This window comes from Loigolactobacillus jiayinensis (assembly GCF_003946445.1).
GTDB classification, from domain to species: Bacteria; Bacillota; Bacilli; order Lactobacillales; family Lactobacillaceae; genus Loigolactobacillus; species Loigolactobacillus jiayinensis.
This window is the reverse complement of record NZ_RHOF01000016.1, coordinates 1-24,029: the sequence shown is the minus strand read 5'-3', so window position 1 is coordinate 24,029 and position 24,029 is coordinate 1. Positions and strand designations below refer to the sequence as shown.

The 24,029-nt window shown below is 43.4% G+C and carries 21 protein-coding genes; 3 read left to right on the top strand and 18 right to left on the bottom strand.

Features of this window, described 5'->3' with window-relative positions; all coding sequences use genetic code 11:
* The first annotated feature begins 40 nt into the window (after positions 1-40).
* Positions 41-925 carry a PPK2 family polyphosphate kinase gene (locus EKM80_RS05220; RefSeq protein WP_125552057.1) on the top strand — a complete coding sequence of 295 codons (885 nt, stop codon included), beginning with the start codon at positions 41-43 and terminating at the stop codon, positions 923-925.
* Here the strand turns inward: EKM80_RS05220 and EKM80_RS05215 are convergent.
* The 3 genes from EKM80_RS05215 to EKM80_RS05205 all read right to left on the bottom strand — a co-directional run bounded on the left by EKM80_RS05215 (position 902) and on the right by EKM80_RS05205 (position 3,952).
* The gene (locus EKM80_RS05215) at positions 902-1,498 is read right to left on the bottom strand and encodes a DNA-3-methyladenine glycosylase I (RefSeq protein ID WP_125552056.1); all 597 of its coding nucleotides are present in this window, start codon (positions 1,496-1,498) and stop codon (positions 902-904) included. The two genes, EKM80_RS05220 and EKM80_RS05215, sit on opposite strands and share 24 nt — an antisense overlap.
* Positions 1,499-1,585: 87 nt before the next feature.
* A complete protein-coding gene (locus tag EKM80_RS05210; RefSeq protein ID WP_125552055.1) occupies positions 1,586-2,959 on the bottom strand; it encodes a glycerophosphodiester phosphodiesterase family protein in 1,374 nt (457 codons plus the stop codon).
* Positions 2,960-2,980: 21 nt separating this feature from the next.
* A complete protein-coding gene (locus tag EKM80_RS05205; RefSeq protein ID WP_125552054.1) occupies positions 2,981-3,952 on the bottom strand; it encodes a DUF2785 domain-containing protein in 972 nt (323 codons plus the stop codon).
* A 130-nt stretch (positions 3,953-4,082) separates the two neighbouring features.
* On the opposite strand from EKM80_RS05205, the gene EKM80_RS05200 reads away from it, so the two are divergent.
* Entirely contained in the window at positions 4,083-4,595 is a 513-nt protein-coding gene (locus tag EKM80_RS05200) for an aminoacyl-tRNA deacylase (protein WP_125552053.1), read from the top strand.
* 51 nt (positions 4,596-4,646) lie between these two features.
* On the opposite strand, the gene EKM80_RS05195 is transcribed toward EKM80_RS05200, so the two are convergent.
* Both EKM80_RS05195 and proB read right to left on the bottom strand, forming a co-directional pair.
* Entirely contained in the window at positions 4,647-5,909 is a 1,263-nt protein-coding gene (locus EKM80_RS05195; RefSeq protein WP_225418817.1) for a glutamate-5-semialdehyde dehydrogenase, read from the bottom strand.
* 11 nt (positions 5,910-5,920) lie between these two features.
* Positions 5,921-6,769 carry a glutamate 5-kinase gene (gene proB / locus EKM80_RS05190; RefSeq protein ID WP_125552051.1) on the bottom strand — a complete coding sequence of 283 codons (849 nt, stop codon included), beginning with the start codon at positions 6,767-6,769 and terminating at the stop codon, positions 5,921-5,923.
* 154 nt (positions 6,770-6,923) lie between these two features.
* Here proB and EKM80_RS05185 point away from each other — a divergent pair, with 154 nt between their 5' ends.
* Positions 6,924-7,430 (top strand): YbhB/YbcL family Raf kinase inhibitor-like protein, encoded by a 507-nt coding sequence (locus EKM80_RS05185; protein ID WP_125552050.1) that lies wholly within the window; start codon positions 6,924-6,926, stop codon positions 7,428-7,430.
* A gap of 46 nt (positions 7,431-7,476) precedes the next feature.
* Here the strand turns inward: EKM80_RS05185 and EKM80_RS05180 are convergent, their stop codons facing one another.
* From EKM80_RS05180 to mobA, 13 genes are all read right to left on the bottom strand, one after another.
* Entirely contained in the window at positions 7,477-8,892 is a 1,416-nt protein-coding gene (locus EKM80_RS05180) for an MATE family efflux transporter (protein WP_125552049.1), read from the bottom strand.
* Between the two features lie 77 nt (positions 8,893-8,969).
* Positions 8,970-9,809, bottom strand: a complete 840-nt coding sequence (locus EKM80_RS05175; RefSeq protein ID WP_125552048.1) for a prephenate dehydratase — start codon at positions 9,807-9,809, stop codon at positions 8,970-8,972.
* A complete protein-coding gene (gene aroB / locus EKM80_RS05170; RefSeq protein WP_125552047.1) occupies positions 9,809-10,897 on the bottom strand; it encodes a 3-dehydroquinate synthase in 1,089 nt (362 codons plus the stop codon). The genes EKM80_RS05175 and aroB overlap by 1 nt, the downstream gene beginning before the upstream one ends.
* A gap of 193 nt (positions 10,898-11,090) precedes the next feature.
* Positions 11,091-12,092, bottom strand: coding sequence for a 3-deoxy-7-phosphoheptulonate synthase (aroF, locus tag EKM80_RS05165; protein WP_125552046.1), 1,002 nt, complete (start codon positions 12,090-12,092; stop codon positions 11,091-11,093).
* Positions 12,093-12,119: 27 nt separating this feature from the next.
* On the bottom strand, positions 12,120-12,986 hold the full coding sequence (gene aroE / locus EKM80_RS05160; RefSeq protein WP_125552045.1) for a shikimate dehydrogenase: 867 nt from the start codon (positions 12,984-12,986) through the stop codon (positions 12,120-12,122).
* Entirely contained in the window at positions 12,986-15,019 is a 2,034-nt protein-coding gene (gene tkt / locus EKM80_RS05155) for a transketolase (RefSeq protein ID WP_125552044.1), read from the bottom strand. The genes aroE and tkt overlap by 1 nt, the downstream gene beginning before the upstream one ends.
* Positions 15,020-15,792: 773 nt before the next feature.
* The gene (locus EKM80_RS05150) at positions 15,793-16,995 is read right to left on the bottom strand and encodes a molybdopterin molybdotransferase MoeA (protein WP_125552043.1); all 1,203 of its coding nucleotides are present in this window, start codon (positions 16,993-16,995) and stop codon (positions 15,793-15,795) included.
* Positions 16,996-17,019: 24 nt separating this feature from the next.
* Entirely contained in the window at positions 17,020-19,734 is a 2,715-nt protein-coding gene (fdhF, locus tag EKM80_RS05145) for a formate dehydrogenase subunit alpha (RefSeq protein ID WP_125552102.1), read from the bottom strand.
* A gap of 2 nt (positions 19,735-19,736) precedes the next feature.
* Positions 19,737-21,035: a complex I 51 kDa subunit family protein gene (locus EKM80_RS05140; RefSeq protein WP_125552042.1), complete on the bottom strand. Its 1,299-nt coding sequence runs from the start codon at positions 21,033-21,035 to the stop codon at positions 19,737-19,739.
* A gap of 12 nt (positions 21,036-21,047) precedes the next feature.
* Entirely contained in the window at positions 21,048-21,536 is a 489-nt protein-coding gene (locus EKM80_RS05135) for an NADH-quinone oxidoreductase subunit NuoE family protein (protein ID WP_125552041.1), read from the bottom strand.
* A 22-nt stretch (positions 21,537-21,558) separates the two neighbouring features.
* Positions 21,559-22,137 (bottom strand): hypothetical protein, encoded by a 579-nt coding sequence (locus EKM80_RS05130; RefSeq protein WP_125552040.1) that lies wholly within the window; start codon positions 22,135-22,137, stop codon positions 21,559-21,561.
* Entirely contained in the window at positions 22,134-22,964 is an 831-nt protein-coding gene (locus EKM80_RS05125; protein ID WP_125552039.1) for a formate/nitrite transporter family protein, read from the bottom strand. The genes EKM80_RS05130 and EKM80_RS05125 overlap by 4 nt, the downstream gene beginning before the upstream one ends.
* A 5-nt stretch (positions 22,965-22,969) precedes the next feature.
* The gene (gene mobA / locus EKM80_RS05120) at positions 22,970-23,560 is read right to left on the bottom strand and encodes a molybdenum cofactor guanylyltransferase (RefSeq protein WP_164509507.1); all 591 of its coding nucleotides are present in this window, start codon (positions 23,558-23,560) and stop codon (positions 22,970-22,972) included.
* Between the last annotated feature and the right edge of the window lie 469 nt (positions 23,561-24,029).

The window sequence follows — 24,029 nt, the reverse complement described above, 5'->3', positions numbered from 1 at the left end:
TACTTAGCGATAATTAGACTAGTAAAAGAGGCGTTCTTACATGGAACAATCACCTGATTTGAAACAATATCGTTACAACGGAAAAAAGCCATTAAATTTAACTCATTGGTCCACGCAAGCTACTAACAAACCAACTAATGCAGAAATCAAAACAACCATTACTAAAAATATCAAGCACTTAGCCAGTTACCAAGATAAATTATATGCGCAAAGTCGTTATGGTGTTTTGATTATTTTTCAGGCTTTAGATGCAGCTGGCAAGGACAGTATGATCTGCCATATTCTCAGTGGCGTTAATCCGGAAGGTATTGTTGTCAATAATTTTAAAACACCCTCCAAACAAGATCTTGCGCACGATTTTTTATGGCGCGTTCATCAAGTCTTCCCCCGGCGCGGCCAGATTGGCGTTTTTAATCGTTCTTATTATGAAGACGTCTTAGTGACCCAAGTTCATCCCGAAATTCTTTTAAATGAGGATCTACCGGGCATTAACCAATTAAACGATATTCCAACTGATTTTTTTACGACTCGCTATCAAGATTTACGCCATTTTGAAACCTACGCTAATCATTGTGGCTATTTAGTCCTTAAATTCTTCTTGCATTTATCGCAAGCCGAACAAAAAAACCGCTTTGCGCGGCGCATCGAATTACCCGATAAAAACTGGAAATTCTCCGAAGCCGATATTCGCGAAGCAGCTTTTTGGCCGAAATATCAACAAGTTTATGCTGATGTTCTACAACATACCGCTACTGACACTAACCCCTGGTACATTATTCCGGCAGATGATAAATGGCATTCGCGGCTACTAGTTTCACAGATCATCAATCAGCAACTGCAACAATTACCATTAGCTTACCCAACGACTAGTCCACAACGGCGTGAAGAGCTACAACAAATTTTACGCCAATTGGAAACCAAGTGACTGCTTAGCCACCTGTTGCGCCTGATTGATCATGCTGTAACGCCAGCAACTAGTCAAATGTAAATTCAACACACCTGTACGCGCTAATAAGGCATAACAATTAGTCGGCCCCATAAATTGGAAGCCGGCTTTTTTTAATTGTGCTGCCAGTGTCACCGCCGTCTCATCATACCGCGGAATCGCCATTGCTGTCGTAAAATGTGTTGGCCGTGATTGCTGCCACAATAAATGCTGCAACGTTTCACCTTGTTGCTGTAATTGCTGTAAGGCAAAAGCATTGTGCTGAAGCGCAATTAGTTTACGCCGATTGCGAATCAAGGCTGGATTGTCTAGCAGTGCTAGTAATACTGTTACATCAGTTTGGCGTAACCATTCCGGCGCTAAATCATGAAAAGTTGCACAAATAACTGGTCGTTTACGCAACAAAATCTGCTGACTCAAGCCAGATTGCCAGACCTGTAACGCCAATAATTTGAACAGTTCATTTTCATCAGTCACTGGGACCGCCCACTCATAATCGTGAAAGTCACGTAATTGCTGCTGTGCCCATGGACAGCGTTGGTGCTCTAACATATCCATTAACCTCCTTGTTGTTCACCACTAAATTAAGTACTGTGGGAACCCACTAAGGTTAATATACGCAGATTGATCTAAATCATTTTAAAAATTGGCTAACAATAAAGCTAAATTTGCTGTATAGCCTGCTGGTTGCTGTAACCGTTGCCGCACCCGAGTAGTTTGATCAGTGATCACTTGTGTTGCCCCTAAATGACGCACAGCTTGTAACGCCCAAGCATGATCCACCGTCCAAACGTATAACGGCTTATGTTGCTGCCGCGCTTGAGCCACAATTAGCGGGTTCAGCGTTCGCCAATCAACACTATAAAAGTTGGCTGGTGTTGCCGGTAAACCAACGACTGTAAATGGCAAAATGTAGCCAACGGGTGTTAGTCCTCGCTGCCGCAAGCGTTCAACGGTTGGCAAACTAGTACTATGAAACTGGGTGATGGCTGGTAATTTAGTCCGAAATTGGCGTGCAAAATCGGTGGTAACTTCAGCTACGTGGGTTGGTACTTTCAATTCGATCAATAATGGCTGGTGCACCTGCTTAGCGGCGTGTAAATAATCAGTAAAACTAGCATAATGCGCTTGCTGGCCCTTTTCCGTTAATTGCAATCGTTGCAGTTGCGTTAATTTGGTTTGGGCAATTAATTCACTTTTACCGGTTAACTGGCGCGTATTAGCATCATGACTAACGATAAATTGTTGATCCGCGGTTAAGCGCAAGTCGATCTCCACAAAATTAGGGTGTGCTGACGCGGTGTGTTGCAGTGCGCTGATCGTATTCTGTACCCCACTTTGATTGACGCCACGATGAGCAATAATTTGCGGTTGTGCTGTCTTAAGCGCAAAAAATTCACCGCTTAATGGCCATGCGTAAAGCAATGCGACCAACAAACCAGCGCTAGCCCACCGATAATCTAGCGATAGTCGTTGTCCGCGTAGCTGTAACAATAAACCAAGCCAGAGCACGTATTTACCATTCAGCCACAATAACCACAACAAGCGTGCACTGAAACGACTAAATTGGCCGCCTAAGTGGTCACTACCCCATTGCAATACAAGTAGACTGCCAGCTAATAATAACAGCGCTAGTAGCCATTTAGCGACCACTACAAAACGCCAGCTGAAATTGGAATACGCGGTTAACCCGACCAATCCTAGGTAGACGACAAATAACACTGGCAATATTTGCCAGCGCTGATTTAGAAATTGATCTAGTAAGTGGCTTGGCGGCTGCCAACTATAACGCCAAAAATGAAACGCCAATAACCCAGAAAAAGGTAACCACAATCCACCGCGTAAACTATGCCCCAACAGCTGCCACCAAGTTAGCGCTTGGCTACGCTCCACCCATGCATAGCTAGCCACCAAACAAAGCAACAGCCAAATAAACAGTAAGCTAGTGTTACCCCCGCTTTTATGGTAGAGCCAGTAACTACTTAAATTCATTAATAATAATAAAACTAACATCCTAACCACTCCACTGTTAAGCTAGAATACATCCACAATTTGCATTAGAAAGTCCTGAATTTTCTGTGGCATGTCACCACGAATGATCAAGGCTTGTAGTAAGCGATTACGATTGTACCAACAATTCCAAAAGCCTTCGTTTTCTTGTGGCTGCAGCGCCATTAATTCGCGTTGCCAATGCTGCAATAACATTAGAAAGTAGTCAGCATATAATTTATTTTTATTAACTAAGTTAGCAATAGTCAGTGCTAAGCGATGATCTTCACCAAAAATCAACGGTGTTTCCAAACGTTGATAGCGTGCAATCAATACTGTTAAATAAAATAACTTATTTGCGCGATTCAGTGCAGGACTCGCGGTCAATTCATCAAGCACATTGCCCACATGGCTGTAAGCATGCGCCCAACCACGGGTGCCAATATAGCCACGACCATCAGTTTCCATGGCCATATAGGCAGAAATTTGTAAACTAGCTGTTTCTAAATCGGCAGTTTTCAAGATATGATAATGCATGCGATCAACGTACAGGATGCCGGATAAAATCATCACTGTAAATGAGCGTAGAAAAATAGCGTTACTTTTAGTTTCCAAAATATGACCATACAACATTTCCGGCGTCAATAAGCGTTGAAAAATTTGCTTAATCTGCGTGGGCGTTAAAATACGTGCTTGTAGAATATCGTTAAATAAAAAATAAACCCCTTTATCGCGCACTAGCGGATCAGTTGCTGCTAAGTGAGCTAAGAGAAACTCAATCTCTGCATCACTGAGCGCCGTTAACTTTTTCTGCTTGATCTGGGTCCGCAACGACTTAACTTGCGCTAATGCCGCTGTATTATCCTTCAGAACTGGTACCGGTGTTCTTTTTTCGTGCGGTAAATTATCGATCAATGCGCCTACTTTTTCGGGTAAACGTTGATAAAGCTCGCCGCGACTCAATTTTGTTCGTAACTGGTCCAGCTGGCGAAGCGTTTCTGCTACTGCATCCGTCATGTGCTGCCTCCATCATTTATTTTCACTTTATTGTTTCCTCTAGTTTACCATTAAACAACACAGACGACTCGCATCTAAGTCGCAAAAATGCTATATTGAGATTATAATTTAGCACGAGAGGGTCTTAAACGTGAGTAAGAAACATGATAAAAACGACAAATTAAGTAAAACATTGGTCGAAAAAATTTTGGATCAGGCCAAAATTGCTTACAGTCAATATGAGTTCCCCACTGAACAAGATGGTGATGTGCGCCAATTAAAATTAAGTGCACTAAATATTGATGATCATATGATCTATAAAACATTGGTAATGACTGGCCAAAAAACAGGGCCGATCGTTGGTGTAGTCCCTGTTGACGAACGAATTAGTTACAAGAAATTTGCTAAAGTCACAGGCAATCGCAAGGTTGGTTTAGTCCCACTAAAAGAATTAGTTGCCACAACTGGCTATGAGCACGGTGCTAATACGCCGGTTGGCATTCATCAGAAGTACAATTACCCGATTTATTTCAGTAATACTGCTAAAATTCAACCAGAAATTTTGGTTTCTTCAGGTAAAATTGGTCGTTCAGTCCGCTTGGATCCACGGCAGCTAGTTAAATTTCTTAATGCTAAATTCGCTGATATCACTGAAGAAGAGTAACGTAACCACACAAAAAGTCGTGAACACGGAGTTCACGACTTTTTTATTGATCTATTGGCGAATTTGTCCCGCCCCGCGTACTACATACTTAGTTGAGGTCAAGGCGGTTAAGCCCATTGGTCCGCGCGCGTGTAACTTTTGTGTACTGATGCCAATTTCTGCACCAAAACCAAACTCAAAGCCATCGGTAAAACGAGTCGACGCATTGACGTAAACGACCGCCGCATCAATCTGTTTAGTAAATTGTTGACTGTGCGCATAATCATTAGTGATGATTGCTTCAGAATGCTTGGTATTGTAGCGATTGATATGCTTGATCGCCGCATCAATATCCGGCACTACCTTGATGGCCAAAATATAATCATTATATTCAGTCGACCAATCCGCTTCTGTAGCCGGTGTGATATCAGGCAAAATAGCTTGTGCTTGCACATCGCCGCGTAGTTCGACGTTATACGGTGCTAAAGCAGCCGCAATTTGTGGTAAAAATTCCGCAGCAACCTGCTGATTAACTACTAATTTTTCCATCGCATTGCAGACGGCAGGCCGTTGCGTTTTTGCATTAACAATAATGTCCCGCGCCATCGCCAAATCAGCTGCATCATCAACATAAATATGGCAGTTGCCAGCACCAGTCTCAATCACTGGTACCGTTGCTGTTTGCACCACAGTTTTAATGAATTTACCACTGCCGCGTGGAATCAAGACATCAACGTAGTCATTGAGTTGCATCAAGGCTTGCGCCGTTGCATGACTTGTATCCGTCACCAATTGAATCGCTGCCACTGGTAAATTAAAATTAGTCAGCACCTGCTGTAGCACCGTCGCTAGTGCCATATTCGACTGCAGCGCTTCCTTACCACCGCGTAAAATCACCGCGTTACCAGATTTAAAAGTTAATGCTGCTGCATCAACAGTCACATTTGGCCGTGCTTCGTAGATCATCGCAATCACGCCTAAAGGTACCCGTTGCTGGGCGACTTGCAAACCAGCATCAGTTTGCCAGCCTTTTTCGATCACGCCAATCGGATCAGCTAAGCTAGCAACTTGCCGTAACCCAGTGGCCATGGCAGCGATTCGCGCTGCGTCTAACTTAAGCCGATCACGCATCACTTGCCGCACTTGATTGGCAGTCGCATTGGTCATGTCTTTTTGATTGGCCGCTAAGATTGTTGGTGTCGCAGTAATTAGCGCTTCTGCCATCGCCAGTAAAACATCATTTTTCTTAGTTGTAGCTAATTGACCTAACGTAAAGGCCGCAGCCTGCGCCGCCTGACCCATTTCCTGAATTGATTGCATAATGCTCCTCCTCATATGGCCACTAACTAGCCATGCTGTTGCTTACCCACCAATTGTTTGACCTGATTGTTTGACTGCGCTTTAAATAGTGTTCCTACCTGCTCACCTGCTAAAATTTGATAAATAATTTGCGGATCGCTACCATTAGCTAACACCATTTGTTGCTTATGTTCAATGATGCGTTTAGCGGCTTTTAACTTGGTGATCATCCCACCAGTACCAAACTTAGTTCCATTGCCACCGGCTGCCGCCAAAACTGGCTGATCGATTCGACAAACCTCATGCAGTAATTGTGCATGCTTGTCTTTGGTCGGATTAGCGGAATAAAAACCATCAATATCCGATAAAATAATCAATAAATCAGCCTTGATCAAATCAGTGATAATTGCCGCTAAGACATCATTTTCACCAAATGTGGTGAGATGGTTAAACTCTTCTACTGCCACACTATCATTTTCATTGACGATTGGGATCACATTCATTTTCATCAAGTTTTTAAATGTGTTTAGCGCGTTTTTATGACTTTGCGGATAGTCGACCACATCGCGGGTCAATAACATTTGGCCAACGGTTTGATTGTATGTGCCAAATGCGCGACCATAAATTGCCATCAACTCACTTTGACCGACTGCAGCTAAAGCTTGGCGTTCTGGAATCGTGTTGGGTCGTTGAGTCAAACCTAACTTGTTCATACCGACACCCACTGCACCTGACGATACTAGCACGACTTCTTTGCCTTGATTCTTTAAATCACTAAGCACCAAAGCCAAGCGCGTGATTGCATGCAAATTCAGTTGGTTATTAGGGTAAATGAGGCTACTAGTCCCCACCTTGACCACGATTCGTTGCGCTTCAATTTGCCGCATCTCTGCCATAACACACTCATCCTTTATCAATTATTAGTGTCACATTAAAATTACTCTCATTCTACCACATCAATGTGCGAGGGCAAAATTAACTGGCGCAAAACTTGCATTGTTGGCCGCACGCGCGTAAGTTAAAGTTAAAATCAAAGAAAGTGGTGAGCTTATGCAAGTAATTGTTCCTTTAGAAAATGGTTTTTTAGCTGATCAATACGGAAAATACGCTCCTGAATTATGGCGCGACGCTAACGGCCCAACTCAATCCTTTCCTGTACAAGTACAAGACTTACCTGCACAAACGCAGTCCTGGGCACTAACTTTACTTGACTTTGATGCCGTACCGGTGGCTGGTTTTCCTTGGATTCACTGGTTGGTCACTAATTTAGCGCCAGAACAACCTAAACTCGCTGCCAATGCCAGTCGTACTGCAGCAACGCTTGTTCAAGGCAAAAATAGCTTAGCCTCACCCTTTGTACAAATTAACGACGCCCAAGCGGCACAACTTTATATTGGCCCAACACCACCAGATAAAACCCATGATTATCAATTAACCGTTTATGCGTTAGATCAAAAGTTACCACTAGAAAACGGCTATTGGCTCAATGAATTTTATCATGCCAGTCGCGGTCATATTTTAGCCCAAGCCCAAATCGACTTGCCTAGCCGTGCCTAATAAAAGACGCCACTTTCGCTTTATTGCGCGAAGTGACGTTTTTTTACTACTCTTCAACTAGGTCCAATTCAGGCACAACTTCTGGTTCAACTGTACCATTGATTTTCTGTTGTAATTGTTCTGCCTTACGCAATCGTCGTAGCGCCTGAATATAAGTAATCACCAAGACCACACAGGAGCCGATCCACGCTAACGGTTCAGCCGCTGCTGCACCAGCGTAACCCAGCGGTTTAACCAAGGTAAAGACTGCTAACGCACGCATTGCTAACTCAGCAATACCCGCAACAATCGAAATCATGCTGTAACCTAATCCTTGCAGCGTGTAGCGCATCACAAACAAAATATCCAAGAACACATAGCCGCTGGCAACAACTAAGAAATAGGTTTGCGCTAAATCTAACACCGCCGCGTCCTGACCAATGAAGAATGTAACTAAGGTACGACCACTAAAAATAACCACCCCACTAAGTACAACACTTAAAATAACGGACACAATCAAACTTTGGCGCACACCTTGAATAATCCGCCCATATTTTTTTGCGCCAAAGTTCTGAGCAGCATAGGTGCCCAGCGTAATGCCTAATGACATCATGGGTAAGGTTGCAATCTGATCAATTTTACTGGCCGCCGTCGATGCCGCTACTGAATTCGTGCCCAAATCATTTAGCGCCACTTGTAAAATAATCGCACCAATCGCAATCACTGATGATTGAAAACCAAGTGGCAAGCCCATGCGTAAATGTTCCCAATACAGCGCCTTGTCCCATTTAAAATCCCGCCAAGTAACTTTAAGGTATGGTATATGGCGCCAAATATAAGCTAGACACAATAAACTAGCGATCACTTGTGCCGTGACCGTGGCATAACCAGCCCCAGCTACCCCCAGATGGAAACCCATGATCAAAATAAAATCTAATGCGACATTGATCACACTGGCAATCACCAGAAAAATCAATGGCGTCTTACTATCACCTAATGCGCGTAACATGTTTGATAGTAAATTAAATAACATCGAAGCTATGATTCCAGCAAAAATAATTTGAATAAAGGCAATTGCTTGCGGCAAAATTGATACTGGAGTTGCCATCAGCACTAAAAATGTCCGGGTAAAGCGTAAACTTATCAACGTCAAAATCAGGGCGACGACGACACTGATCACAATACTAACGCCAAAGCTGCGGCGCACACCACGATAGTCTTGCGCACCAAAACGCTGCGCTGTTAACAAGGATAAACCAGTCGTCATTCCCTGAGCAAAACCAATGATCAAAAATGCAATCCCGCCAGTCGCACCCACTGCAGCCAAGGCCTTAACCCCCAGTGTTTGACCAACAATCAGCGTGTCAGCAATATTATAAAATTGTTGGAAAAAATTACCGATCAATAATGGTAGTGTAAACCAGAGAATCAATTTCAATGGCCGACCTTCAGTTAAAGTGCGCACAACAAAATCCCCTTCCATTTTCAAACCTCGTTTTAGACAATAGTGGATAGTCTACAAGGACTTTCATGAAAATGCAAGGGAATTGAAAATAAATTTTATTGGGCAAAACTGCCTAAATATTTAACCTGATGCTGCTGGGCTAACTGACTAAAAGCAGCCGCCAATGTTGCTGATTGCCCCGCTCGACCACCAATTTCAATAAAGAAACGGTACTGGCCAAGCTCGCGCCGCGTTGGCCGTGACATAATTGCAATCAAATTTAACTGTCGTTGCGCAAATTCTTGCAAAATCATACTTAACAAACCGGCATGATCCGTTTGCGGCGTCACGTAGCACAAGGCGCGAAAATCTTGTGTCCACGGTTGCACTTGTACCAAAGGTGCCGTTTGCTTTTTAACCACAATAAAGCGGGTGTAGTTCTCATCAGTATCGGTGACGTCAGCTAGCTTTAAGAAGGTCGCCGGTAATTGGGCTAACCGTGCTTGCGGAATAATGGCTGCATCACCTACTGTGGCTTGTTTTAACTTGTTAAAGGACAACATATTACTTTCTGTAGTCAATCGTTCTGCCTGCGGTAATTGCGCTAAAATATGCTCACACTGCCCCTTGGTTTTAAACTGCACGTAAACCCGTTTAATTTCAGCTAAACTAGTCGCCTTCGCTGCCAACGAAAAACGGACTGGTACCAAAGTCTCGCCAACAACTTGTAAATCGGCATAACTTAAAATTGCCAGTGTATTTTGTACATAGCCATCCAACGTATTTTCCAGTGGCAACAAGGCATATTCAGTACCAGTTTGAATGCTAGCCGCGACTTGATCAATTGAATTGTAATAAGTTAGTTGCCAATCCAGTTGATGTTGGCGTAAGTATTGTTGCGCCGCATCATCACTAAATGTCCCTGCTGGTCCCAACACCGCCAAATGGGGTACCATTACTTTTCCTCCAATAAATGTTGGCTCACAAAATCAGGTAAGTCAGTTAAAGCTAATGGATAAATTGCGGGTTGCCCAATTGCCTTCAAATAAATCATGTTGACCCGCCCGTTATGATTTTTCTTGTCCTTAGCAATACGGTTATAAAAATCAGCTTGCCCAATCAAATCACTGGTTAATGGCAAACCAACTGCTGTTAGCTGATGACGTAGCTTAGCTGTCAGCCCAGCTGGTGTTAAGCCTGCATGTTCAAAACACTGCGTCAAACTGACCATGCCGATGCTGACCGCTTCACCGTGCGCCAACGCACCATTAGCACCAGCTTCAATTGCGTGCCCAAAAGTATGCCCAAAATTCAAAATCTGGCGTAAGCCACTTTCTTTTTCATCAGCCATAACAATTTTAGCTTTAAAAGTCACACTAGCTTTAATTAAAGCTTCTGCATGTTCAATGATTGCCGGTACAGACTGCACCTGCTCAATTAACTGCCAAAAATTAGTACTCGCAATGGCCGCCATTTTAACCACTTCAGCGTAGCCTTCAACTAAATAACGCTGTGATAACGTGGTTAAGGTTGCGGGATCAATTAAAACAGCATCAGGCTGATAAAAAGTACCCACCAAATTTTTACCGGCTGGCAAATCGACCGCTGTTTTACCACCCACGCTACTATCAACTTGAGCGAGCAATGATGTCGGAATTTGGATAAAGGCTAACCCGCGCATGAAAGTTGAAGCGACAAACCCCGCTAAGTCACCGACAACGCCGCCGCCTAACGCAATCACACCAGCTCCCCGGGTGAAACCATCACCGAGTAGTTCATCATATAATAAAGAGGCGACACCTAATGATTTGGCCGCTTCACCCGCAGTGACAGTATAAAGGTAAACCTGAAAGCCAGCGTTGGCTAGTTGGATGCGTACTTTTTCCGCATAAAGTGGTGTCACGTTACTATCACTGATCAATGCCACCTGCTGAACCTTAGCCCAGTGTTTTCGGACTAACGTGCCAATCTGCGTAAATAGACCATTTTCAATATAAATCGGATAATTCTTTTGGGGTAACTTAACTTCAATTTCTTGCAACATATTGCCTTCTTTCTCAATAATTATTGAACTGCACTGTTTTAGTGCAAGCAAATCCGAATAAACACCAGCGCTTAATTTAATCTTCCTAGCAAGTAAGACTCAGTACTTATAACGTCAACCTGCTTAGCGCGCTTACTGAAGCGGCCTTACTACAAAGAATAATCGCACGGTCCTTTTTTCAGATACCCACTAATTATTCCCAGCTATCCATTAATTTGCGAATGGCAAAAACTTGTTCCGTCATTTTCATGTAAGTGTCAGGTTTTAATGCTTGTGGGCCATCGGAGAAAGCATGTTCTGGATCATCATGAATTTCAACGATCATCCCTGAAGCACCAGAAGCAACGCCAGCATGGGCCATTGGTGTGACCAGATCCCATTCGCCGACCGCATGACTAGGATCAACAATAACGGGGTAATGACTCAACTTCTGCAAAACAGGAACAGCAGCTAAATCGAAGGTATTACGCGTGTACTTATTATCGAACGTCCGAATCCCACGTTCTAACAACATGATTTGATGATTTCCACCAGCCGCAATGTATTCTGATGCGTTTAGTAAATCATCGATCGAACCAGCCATGCCCCGTTTCAAAGCGACAGGCACGTTAGTTTTACCAACTGCTTTTAATAAGGAGAAATTCTGCATGTTACGTGCGCCAATTTGGAAAACATCGGTGTAGCGCGCAATTAAATCAACATGATCTTCATCCATAACTTCGGTGATCACATCCATGCCGAATTCATCTGCTGCTTCACGCAAGTATTTCAAGCCGGCTTCGCCTAAACCTTGGAAACTGTATGGCGAGGTCCGTGGCTTGTACGCACCACCGCGTAGGATAGTTGCGCCACCTGCTTTAGCAACTTTAGCCATTTTACGAACATGTGCTTCTGATTCAACTGAGCATGGGCCGGCCATCATTGTGAAGTTACCTTTACCACCAACAATAGAATGTGGTAATTTAATGATGGTATCTTCTGGCTGGAATAAACGGCTGCCTAAAACTGCAGCTGGTGTTTTTTCAATCACTTCAGCAACTGCGCTGGCTTCAGCAGCTGATAACTCAACTGTTTTAACTTCAGGAATGGCCAAATGGTTCTTGATTCGGATCACCGTGGCTGGTGTTGCTTTTAAGCGGGCAATTAAGCCGGTAACAATCTGTTCGTCTGCATTTGCTTTTAATTGAATAATCATAGGATAACCTCATTCTCATCTTATTTTTTAGTAAAGCTGTTGTTCTAGTGCTTGGGTTACTTCTTGTAGCGGCATTTCAGCGCCGGTCCACAGTTTGAACGCTAACACGCCTTGCTGGATCAGCATCGGTAAACCGTTGTAAGTGGGACAACCTAATTGTCGCGCTGCCTTTAAAAATGCCGTTTCTTTGGGAAAATAAATCACGTCGCTGACCACGGTTGTTGGCGTGATCTGGTTGAGGACTGCCAGCGGCAAAGGTAGTGCGACACTAGCGCCCATCCCGATGTTAGTTGCATTAACTAGTAAATCACTATGCCTGATAGCACTAGTTAATTCAGTCACCGCGGCATAATCATGTAAGTGAATGGTAACGTTGGTTGCCGCCATGATCTCATCTAGTTTAGCGGCAACACTGGCATAGGTACCATTGCGGCGCTTGAACACATCAATACTGGTTATACCCGCCTGCCCAGCTGCCGCAATAATGGCTAGGCCAGCGCCACCAGCACCAAGAATCGTTAAATGCGCACCGATAAATTGTTGTCCTTGTTGCGCTAATCCAGCGAAAAAGCCAGGTCCGTCCGTGCTATGACCAATTAAACGACCGTTGCGATTAACAATCGTATTAACTGCGCCGATCACTTTTGCTTCCGGTGCAATGTCGTCTAACAAAGGTAACACCTGTGCCTTAAATGGCATCGATAAGTTGGCTCCACCAAAGTTTAGTGCACGCATACTGGCCACTGCTGTTGCTAAATCAGCGGTAAAATCAAAGGCTAAGTAAACGGCGTTCATTTGCTGTTGAGCAAAGGTTGTATTGTACATCAGTGGTGATAAGCTATGCTGCGCGGGATGCGCGAAAAAGCCGTATAACTGTGTTTTACCATCAATCATTAAATCACACTCCGTTGAATCGGTGTTTGTATCATATTATCAGCGCGCCATAGTTTTTGGTAAGCCGCAACGATTGCATCGGCGGTAAACCCAAACTCAGCTAATACCTCCGCGGCTGGGCCACTGGCACCAAAAGTATCAATACCAATACTGATACCGTCTAAACCGACAAACCGTTCCCAACCAAGCGTAGCGCCTAATTCCATGGAAACGCGCCGCCGCACATTTCGTGGTAAAACTTGTTCGCGGTAAGCCGCGGGTTGTTGCATGAAACGGTCAAAGCATGGCAGCGAAACCACCGCCACATCATGACCAAACTTGCGTAATTTCCGTTGTGCATCAATGGCTAAAGCCACTTCTGAACCTGACGCAATTAAAATTCCTTCGGCTTGTTTACGTTGCTGCGGCGCAATGACGTAACCGCCGCGGCTAACCCCATCTGGTTGGTTTAAACTACCTTGTAACACGGCTAATTCCTGCCTTGTCAATACTAACACAGTTGGTCGATCACTGGTGGTCATCGCTAAACGCCAAGCAGCCACCGCCTCATTGGGATCAGCTGGCCGAATTACGCTGATACCAGGCATTGAGCGTAAACTCATCAGCTGCTCAATTGGTTCATGGGTCGGTCCATCTTCGCCAACCGCGATTGAGTCATGGGTGAAAATATAAGTCACTGGTAAATGCTGCAAGGCCGCTAAACGAATGGCACCGCGCATATAATCCGAGAAAACGAAGAAAGTCCCACCGAAAACGTGACTACCACCATGCAACGCAATTCCGTTCATTGCTGCCGCTTCAGCAAATTCACGTACGCCAAAGTTTAAATTACGTTCCTGCCGTGATTCAGCGCTAAATGAACCACTAGCCGCAATATCAGTTTTATTTGATGAAGCCAGATCCGCTGCACCACCCCAAAAACTTGGAATTTTAGCGGCCAGCGCTTGGATCATTTTTTGACTGGTGATGCGGCCGGCTTCACCATCGCCCATTTTGTAACGTGGTAGATCAGTCAACCAATTCTTAGGCAGATCCTGTGCCAAAGCTTGCTGTAATTGTGCCGCTAATGCCGGTTGAGCTTGAGCGTAAGTCGCCATTAACGCTTGCCATTGTTGGTGTGCCGCTTGTCCACGTTGTTGTACTCGAACCGCAAAACGTTGCGTTACGGCCGCTGGTACCGTGAATGGTGCTGCCTGCCAACCTAAACTTTGCTTAGTGGCGGCGAGATCAGCTTGGCCTAATGGTGCACCATGAACTAAATGTGTGCCCTGCTTAGGTGCGCCATAACCGATCGTCGTTTTGATTTCGATCATACTTGGTGTCGCAGTTTTTTTAGCTGCGGTAATTGCAGCATCAATCGCGGCTAAATCATTGCCAGCGCTAACTTTTTGGTAATCCCAACCGTAGCCTGCGAAACGCTGCTGCGCATCATCGGAAAAAGTACGATCAGTATCACCGTCCAACGAGACATCATTTGAATCATATAGCACAATCAATTTACTTAACTTTAAATTACCGGCTAAACTAGCTGCTTCATGGGAGATGCCTTCCATCAAGTCGCCATCACCACAAATGACATAAGTGAAGTGATCGATAACCTGTTGTTGCGGTGTGTTGTATTGTGCTGCTAAATGTGTTTCTGCCATCGCCATGCCGACTGCCATACCTAGGCCTTGTCCCAACGGTCCAGTGGTGGCATCAACTCCCGCGACGACGCCATGTTCGGGATGGCCTGGTGTCATGCTGTGCAATTGACGAAACTGTTTTAAATCAGCCATACTGGTTGGAAAACCACTTAGGTGTAACATACTGTAAAGTAGTGCTGAACCATGCCCCGCGGATAAAACAAAACGATCGCGATTGACCCATTCTGGATTCTTTGGATCAACTCGTAAATGCCGGCTGTATAAAACGTAAGCCATCGGTGCCGCATCTAACGGCAATCCTGGATGGCCGGAACCAGCCCGTTCAATCATATCAATACTTAAAGCTCGCAACGCGTTAACACTTAACTGATCTGTTTCATCAAACATATAAATCCCTCCATAGGTCAAAGTAAAAGGTCGCACAACATAGTTTGCTGTGCGACCCTAGACTTCTTTTATAGAGAAATAGCCTAAAAAAGGTTCCCCAAAAAGAAAAGCCACACAGCTGATTTTTTGAAATCATCTATGTGGCCAAGTTTTTAATACACGCTTAAAGACTATTGGCTCCGCATAGATGCAGACTTCGTGTCTGCACCTAGCTTGCCGGTGCAAACACTACTTAAAGAACCAATAGTAATAATACGTATTCGATTGTGATATTAATGTACACATTCGGTTTGCTTGCGTCATGATTAAAAACTCCTTAGAATTGAATGGCATTAGTATAACAATTGTCTAAGAAAGCGTCAACCCCCTTTTCAAAAAAGATTGCGAATAAAATTTAAATTACAGCATAAACAATAAATGGCAACCGTTAAAAATAGACAAAAAGACCGTTAAACTCCTAATTAGATTGATTATCAATCGTTAGAAATAAACAGTCTTTATGCCAAGATTTCAATAAAAGATATTTAGCGCTTAACATTTACTAGTTTACGATTTACAATAGACCTGTAGTTGTAGACAATTACAGGAGGCTGATGACTTGGCTGCTCTAATCGAGGGTGTCATAATCGTAATAGGTTTAGTGCTTATGTTATTTCACGATAAGCATCATCTTGGTGACGAAGGTTAGGAAAAATTCCATGACGAAAGTGCGCGGACGCTTGACTTGCTAGTGATACAAGTTAAACGTTCTTTTTATGCACTTTTTTACATTTTTAATTTGGCCATACGTAAATTGTCACCTGATCACCTGCAACTAACTTTTGGCCCGGCGCCTGCTCAACTAAACAATTATTTGTCACCATATTATGCAATACTGCGGAAAAATGGCCTATTGGTGCGATGATTACCCCGTTATCAGTCCGTTCAGCGCGCACGAACCGTCGCATTGTTGACGCTGGCATTTCACCCGCAACAAGCCGCACTCGCTGTTGCTTTAATTGAAAATGATCATTCCGTTGAAATCGTGTCAATAATGCCCAATAAAACAAATGAAAATTAACCATCGCTGCAAACGGATTCCCGGATAAAGCTAACAGTGGTCGCTGCTGCCAAACAGCTGCATACAACGGCGTTCCTGGCTTTAAATTAACAAAATGGAACAATTCTTGACCCCCGGCCGCCGCTAATGTAGCCGGAATAAAATCCTTTTCGCCAACAGAAACACCACCAGTGGTAATAAACAAATCAACTTGCTCACTATATTTGGTCAATAACGCAGTTAAAGCAGCCGAATCATCACGACAAATCGTTTGTACCACGATTTGACCACCAGTCCGCTCAATGTACGCAGCTAGTGAATACGTTGTACTGTTATAGATTTGATTTGCCGCCAAAGGTTGTCCTGGTCGTACTAATTCATTACCCGTTGCAATCAGCCCAACGCGTAACCGCCGCCATACTGGCACCGTAGTAAAACCTAAACTAGCCAATATACCAATGCTGTCGCTGTTCAAATAAGTGTCCTGTGCCATAATCGTTTGACCATGGGTAACATCTTCGCCAACCGGGACATAGTTTTTGCCTGGCTTAACTGGCCGATAAAGTTTGACCTGATCCTGACCGTAATCCGTTGTTTCCTGCTTAACCACTGCATCGTAACCTACTGGGACAGCTGCACCAGTCATTATTCTTACAGCAGTCCCCACCTGCGCTTCAAAATTTAGTGCATCCCCAGCAAAAATTGTTCCTAGCACAGTCAAAGTAACTGGCTGTTCACGACTAGCAGTCGCTGTATCAACTGCATAAACGGCGTACCCATCCATTGCTGAACGCGCAAAGTTAGGAACTGCTAATGGTGCCTTCAGTGTGCAGGCCGTTATCCGCCCAACCGCATCTGATAGCGGCACTAATTCACTTTGTGTTTGCGGCGGTAATTGTTTGGTCAATAGCGCAACGGCCTGTTCCAATGCAATCATCTTACCCGCCCCTTTCCAAGTGACCTAACTATTAATTGGCTCAATTGCAACAGCACAAACCTTGTATTCTGGAATAATCGCAATATCATCAAATACTGGATTAGTTAACTCATTGACGTTACCATCAGTGAAATGGAAAGTCATGAAAACAGAATCCTGCATAATTTTATCCCCGACTGCAGCGTAGGTTTGAATCTTACCCCGCCGTGAACTGACTTGCACTCTATCACCATCTTGAATGCCTAAACGATTAGCATCTTGATAGTTAATTTCAATATAGGAATGATTAGCCAACTTATTGATGCCTTCGGTGCGCCCAGTCATGGCCCGGGTATTATATTGATACAACATCCGGCCGGTTGTCATTAGATAAGGATAATCATCATCTGGCAATTCTTTGGCTGGCTTATATGGAATTGCCATAAACAATCCCAGACCACGCGCAAATTTACCAACGTGCATAATTGGCGTACCCGGATCGTCCAAGGTCCGACAAGGCCATTGTAACCCATTCTCATTTTCTAAACGTTTAAAATTGACGCCACCAAAAGTGGGTACGAGTTGTGCAATTTCATCCATAACTTGACTTGCAGAATCGTAGGCCATCGGATAGCCCATTCGCGTTGCAACTTCGCAGAACACTTTATAGTCTTCGCGAGCATCACCACGTGGCGTCACTGCTTGACGAATACGTTGAATTCGCCGTTCAGTATTAGTAAAGGTCCCATCTTTTTCAGCAAAACTAATACCTGGCAAAATAACATCAGCATAAGCGGCCGTTTCGGTCATAAATAATTCTTGTACGACTAAGAAATCCAATGAATCTAAAGCGTGGCGGACATGTGACGTATCTGGATCAGTCACAATTGGATCTTCACCAAAAATATATAGACCCTTAACCTCATCACGTGATGCGGCTGGTAAAACTTGCGTCGAAGTCATACCAATTTTAGGATTTAAATCAGTGCCCCAAGCCTTTTCAAACTTAGCAATCACAGCAGGATTAGCTACTTTTTGATAACCAGGAAAATCAAACGGTGAGCAGCCCATGTCACAAGCGCCTTGAACGTTATTTTGACCACGCAATGGATTAACACCGCAGCCAGGCCGGCCAATTTTGCCAACTAACATGGCCAAATTGGACATACTCATAACGCCTTCAGTACCAGTAGAATGTTCAGTAACACCTAAGCAATAGATAATTGGTGCTTTACCAGCATTAGCGTATAGCCGTGCTGCGTCAATAATTTGTTGTGGTTCAATTTCACAAAGCTTAGCAACTTTCTCTGGTGTATATTCAGCTACTAAATCACGCATTGCTGCATAGCCTTCGGTTCGCTTAGCAATAAAGTCTTGGTCAGCTAAACCTTCAGCGATGATCACATGCATCATCCCATTGATCAAAGCCACGTTGGTCCCCGCTTTAGCCTGCAAGTGCATGGCGCTATCCTTGACCAAATCAATCTTCCGCGGATCAACAACGATCAGCTTAGTTCCATGTTGAATAGCTTGCCGAATTTGGGAGCCAATTACAGGATGTGCATCAGTTGGATTTGAGCCAATTAATAATATGGCATCAACATCCGTCGTAATGTCCGCAATTGTATTGGTCATAGCGCCACTGCCTAGGGTGTTAGCCAAACCATGAACGGAAGCCGAATGACAAACACGAGCACAGTTATCGATATTATTCGTACCAAAAGCTGTCCGCATCATTTTCTGAAAAACAAAGTTATCTTCATTGGTTGAACGTGAACACGAAAAACCAGCTAAACTATCCGCACCATATTTCTGCTTTAACCCAGTAAATTTATCTGCAATGAGGGTTAATGCTTCATCCCAGCTAGCGGGTACAAATTGACCTTGACGTTTGATCAAAGGTGTCGTTAACCGATCACCTGAAGCAACGAATTTATACGAGGCAAATTTACCTTTAACACATAATAAATTGCGATTGGCTGGGCCGTTAGCTGGTTCTGCCCCAACGATCACATTATTTTTAACTAAGAGATCCACTTGGCAACCGGTGCCGCAATGTGGGCAAGTTGTCCGTACCTTAGTCGTTTCCCAAATACGGAATTTGCGTTGATCTTTTGAAGTTAACGCACCAGTTGGACAAACTGAAACACAATTACCACAGGATTCACAAATCGATTGATCCCAATCTTCACCATAGGCTGGCATCATTTTAGTCCCGAATCCGCGCTTAGCGATACTGATCACATCGCGACCCTGTCGTAACTGACAAACTAAGGAACAACGCCGACACATTACGCATTTTTCCGGATCATAATCAAAAAATGGATTGGTTGTATCTTGTTGCTTGCCTGGTTGCCGTTGACCATGGAAACTAGTTTCCAGCATGCCATATTCCAATGAGTAATCCTGCAATTTACAATCGCCATTGCTCGCACATTTAAAACAATCTAATTTATGGTTACTCAACAATAAATCCAAGACAAAACGCCGCGAGTTGCGGACCTTTTTATTTTGTGTATGAATAACCATACCATCATGCGCATGGGCCGAACAAGCTGTTACTAAGCCACCTTTACGACCACCTTCAACTTCTACCATACACATACGGCATGAACCATCGGGCGCCAACTCTTTCAAATAGCACAATGTAGGAATCTCAATGCCATTTTGAGCTGCGGCGTCTAATATCGTCATACCTTCGGGGACCGTTACCTCTTGATCATCAATCGTCAACGTTACGGTCGCTGTTTTAGTTTCCATCATTACCAGATAACCTCCTTTTGATCCGCCGTTTGCCGATTGATTGCCACTTCAAATTCTTCAGGAAATAACCGCAGCCCACTAAACATTGACACTGATACTGATTGGCCAAGCCCACAAGCTGATAATTCAGTTACATGTGTCAGCATCGTTTCAAATATTTCTAAGTCACCAGGAATTGCTTCTTTTCGTTGGAATTTCTCCATTAACTCTAGGATCCGCATTGTTCCAATCCGACACGGTGTACATTTACCACAAGATTCGTGCGCAAAGAATTCAGCCACAACCGTCAAATAATCGATAATACTGACACTATCGTCCATGACCACAATGGCACCAGAGCCAACCGTTAACTCATTGGCCCGCAAATCATCATATGAATAAGCAACATCATCTAATTGCTCAACTGCACCAATTGGACCTGATTGCCCACCAAAATGGATAAACTTAAGTGGCCGACCAGTACTGCTACCGCCACCATACTTTTCAGAATATAAAATATCGTGTAGCGGTGTCCCTAAATTGACTTCGTACAGGCCCCGATTTTTAACGTGGCCGGTTAAACAAACTAATTTAGTCCCACCACCTTTATCCGTGCCCAAGGCTCTAAAGGCTGCACCACCTTCGCGAATAATCACGGGAATATTAGCGTAGGATTCGACGTTATTAACTAAAGTCGGTTTTAGATATAAGCCAACTTCTGCCAAATGTGGTGGCTTGACTCGTGGCCGGCCAGTTTTACCTTCAATCGAGTTTAACAAGGCCGAACTTTCGCCACAAACATACGCGCCCGCACCAGAAATAATTTTAATATCGTAATTGAAACCAGGAATGCCTAAAATATTTTCACCTAAAAAATTAGCTTTTCGTGCATTAGTTAAAGCTTGGCGCAAGCGCCGATGCATATTCCGATACTCACCACGAATATAAATATAACCTTGTTGCGAATTAAACACATAACCCGCAATCGTCATCCCTTCAATAATCGCTAACGGATCATTGGCAATCAAGGCCATGTCTTTAAAAGTACCTGGCTCCCCTTCGTCAGCATTGCAGACGATATATTTAGTGTCACTCTCAGCATAAAATAAATTCCGCCATTTTTTGCCAACTGGATAAGCAGCACCACCACGTCCAAGCAAAACAGATTGATCTAATTCATCGAGGACATCCACCTTGTTCATTTCGACGACTTTTCTTAATCCAGCATAACCACCTAACTGACAGAAGGTTTCAACGTCAGTTGGATCTTGTAATTTATTAAAACGTGCCGTTAAAACGGCTTGATTTCTCACTACCATTGTTTTCACCACCTATAATGCTGGATAACGCCCCGCACGGAGGTCGCTGATCAACTGACTAATTTGTTCTGCTGTTAAATTTGGAAAAACGCGGTCCTTAACTTTGATAAATGGCGATTGGAAGCAGGCACCAGCGCAAGGAATACCATGGTACAGGAACATACCATCATCGGTTATTTCGTTCTCATTAACACCAAGAATCTCTTTTAAACTCCGACTAACTAATGGCTCACCAGAAAAATGACAAGGTGCGCTATTACAAATTTTCAAAACGTATCGTGCTTGACTTTCTTCTTTTAAAATTGCGTAAAAGCTAATCATTTCATAGATGCGCGTTTCGGTAACCCCTAATCGTTTGGCAATAAATTGTGCTGTTGCTTGATCGATATAGCCATCTGTAGAAGCATATTGTAAATCAACTAAAATATTTAAAGTTTGCTCTGGATTAGCATGGTAACGATCGATAATTTCATTTTTTTCTTTAATAGTAATGTTAGCCATAACTGGCCCTCCTCTGCGTCGCCTAGGCTGTCCGCGTGGCCCAAACTAACTGTTGTGCCATCGTTTCTTGGATATTGATCTGCATTAATTCTTGATCAGTCGGTGCGGTCAAAACAAGATCAGCTAAATCGTAAACACTGGCCGCAGTCGGTTTAATTTGCTTTTTCTGATTGTTCAGCATTAAAAAAATTCCCGGCCGAACACAATCTCTAATCGAATTTGATTCACAGATAATACACGCGCTATCCGGAATCGCCGCTAAGAAAGACTTAAAGCCATCTAGTAGGCTATCTTTGAAAGCCTTCAATAAGAATACTTGTTGACAACCTGCCTTCAATAACTCCATCGTGTCTTTTTTGCCTAAATGATTGGTCTCCTCAATTAGTTCAAACCCGGCATCAATACTAGTGCAAATGCCACAACCAACACCACCGCGTTGACACTTACCACGAGCACCCGTAATTGTGATAATCTTCAGCGCCACTAGGGTATGTTGTTGCTTAAAACGCTGAATTAATTTTTTTGCAACAACGGTTTTACCACTGTTACGTCCCGTTGAGCCAATTTGGATCATCTGGGGTAAATAAACAAGCTTATTCATCTGTTGATCACCTGATTCACTGATTTAGATACTGGTTCAGTCACTACAGTCGTTGCCGCAACTGGTGCAGCAGTATGGTTGGCAAAATAAACAGGTACGGCTAACCCAATTGATGCGCCAATGGCATTACCCACAAAGACCAATACAATATTGGTTAACAACGCCCCCGCAGTGAAAGGTGCTCCTGCAAGAACTGCTGCCGTTAGGATAAAGGCATTGGCGACCACGTGCTGAAAGCCAGAAATAACGAAAATCATAATTGGGAACCAAACGCCGACTACTTTGCCGAAGAAATCTTTACTCATAGCGCCAAGAAAAATCGCCATACCTACTAAAATATTACAGCCAATTCCCGAAACAACCATTGCCGTTGGACTGTCCGCTAACTTAGCCGTTGCAATAGCAATTGTTTTAGCGGCAAAATCGCCTTCCGTCAAGCCAACGACATGCCCAAACAAGAATGCAATCAGTGCCCCGCCGAGACAGTTCGCAATTAAAACTAAAATCCAATTTTTTGCCATATCGAACAAGGTCACTGTCTTTTTTAAATAACCAAATGTTAGTACCATCATATTTCCCGTAACCAATTCGCCACCGAGAAAAACGATTGCTAGCAACCCGATTGGAAAGAGACAGGCACCAAGGAATGTAGAAAAACTGCCCCATGCTTTTGGTGTTGTGCCTGCAACGCGGACAAATGCTAAGTAGCCCATTGCAATAAAAGCACCAGCCAATATACCAAGTAACATCAATCTGCCGAAACTAAGTTGTGTTTTTGTCTTCGCCTTTACGCTAAAATCGTCAATAACTTGGTCCGCTTTATTCATGATCTTCACCTCATTATTTTTTTGGTACGCCAGCCAGGTAATTCCGCCGGTGTATTAATGTTACACAACTCGGTTGGTGAATCATCCAATAACTTAACGTTCATGGATGAGAAGTTATAGCGAATTTGTCCGATGCCCAAGGCTAATTGAGCTTCAAAAAGGGATAAACAAGAGCGCTGATAAAGTCCAAATAAGGATTCAATGCGACCCTGTTGCCGGTATAAAATGATTTGTTCAGTTGTACCTGCATTTAGTAATTGTGTGACCGCTACTAAAGAAAGATTAGGAATATCACAAGCCATTATAAAAATATAGGGTGTCTCAACCCGCTTTAATGCCGTCGTTAGGCCGCCTAATGGACCGACATCATGGTACTCGTCTTCCCAGATTGGCCAAGCGCTAAATTTGCGACTAACATTGAAATTTTGACGGTCATCGGTCATTAAAACAACTTTAGGTAATAATTGCCTTAGTCTAGCTGCTGTTTTTAGCAGGACATACTCACCATTTAGCTGTAATAACGCCTTGTTAAAACCCATTCGTGAACTGTGACCGCCACATAAAATAACGCCGGTCACTTCGTCGTTAGTAATCAAATTTAGCACCTTCTTTCTTATACGCTTAAAAAGTTTTTTCATCGCTAAATATTTTTGTATTTTTGTCTTTCCTTAATTATAAAGCGCTTGCAGAAATAGTCAACTAAAATTTATTAAAGCTAATCAAGTCAGCCACTCAAAGCTGTACTAGTACAGCAATCTGTTATATAAAAAATAATTATCTAATTTTTATTTCACTGTTCAGTTCTATATTTTTGCGCGCAACTGTTGCTTATCCAGTTATGATAATTATTGGTGGCGACTTGATCATAAATACAGCAAAACAACTCTGAATATTTATACTGATGTTACTCAAGATTCAACTAAAGCAACTGGGCAAATGTTTGCCAATTATATGAACTTTTAAAATCACGGTAACAAAAACGGTAATATAGTTATTTTTTGACAAAAAAATAGGCTCTATACTTTATCCTGTTGATAGATTGCTCAAAGTGGTAATCTATTAGCG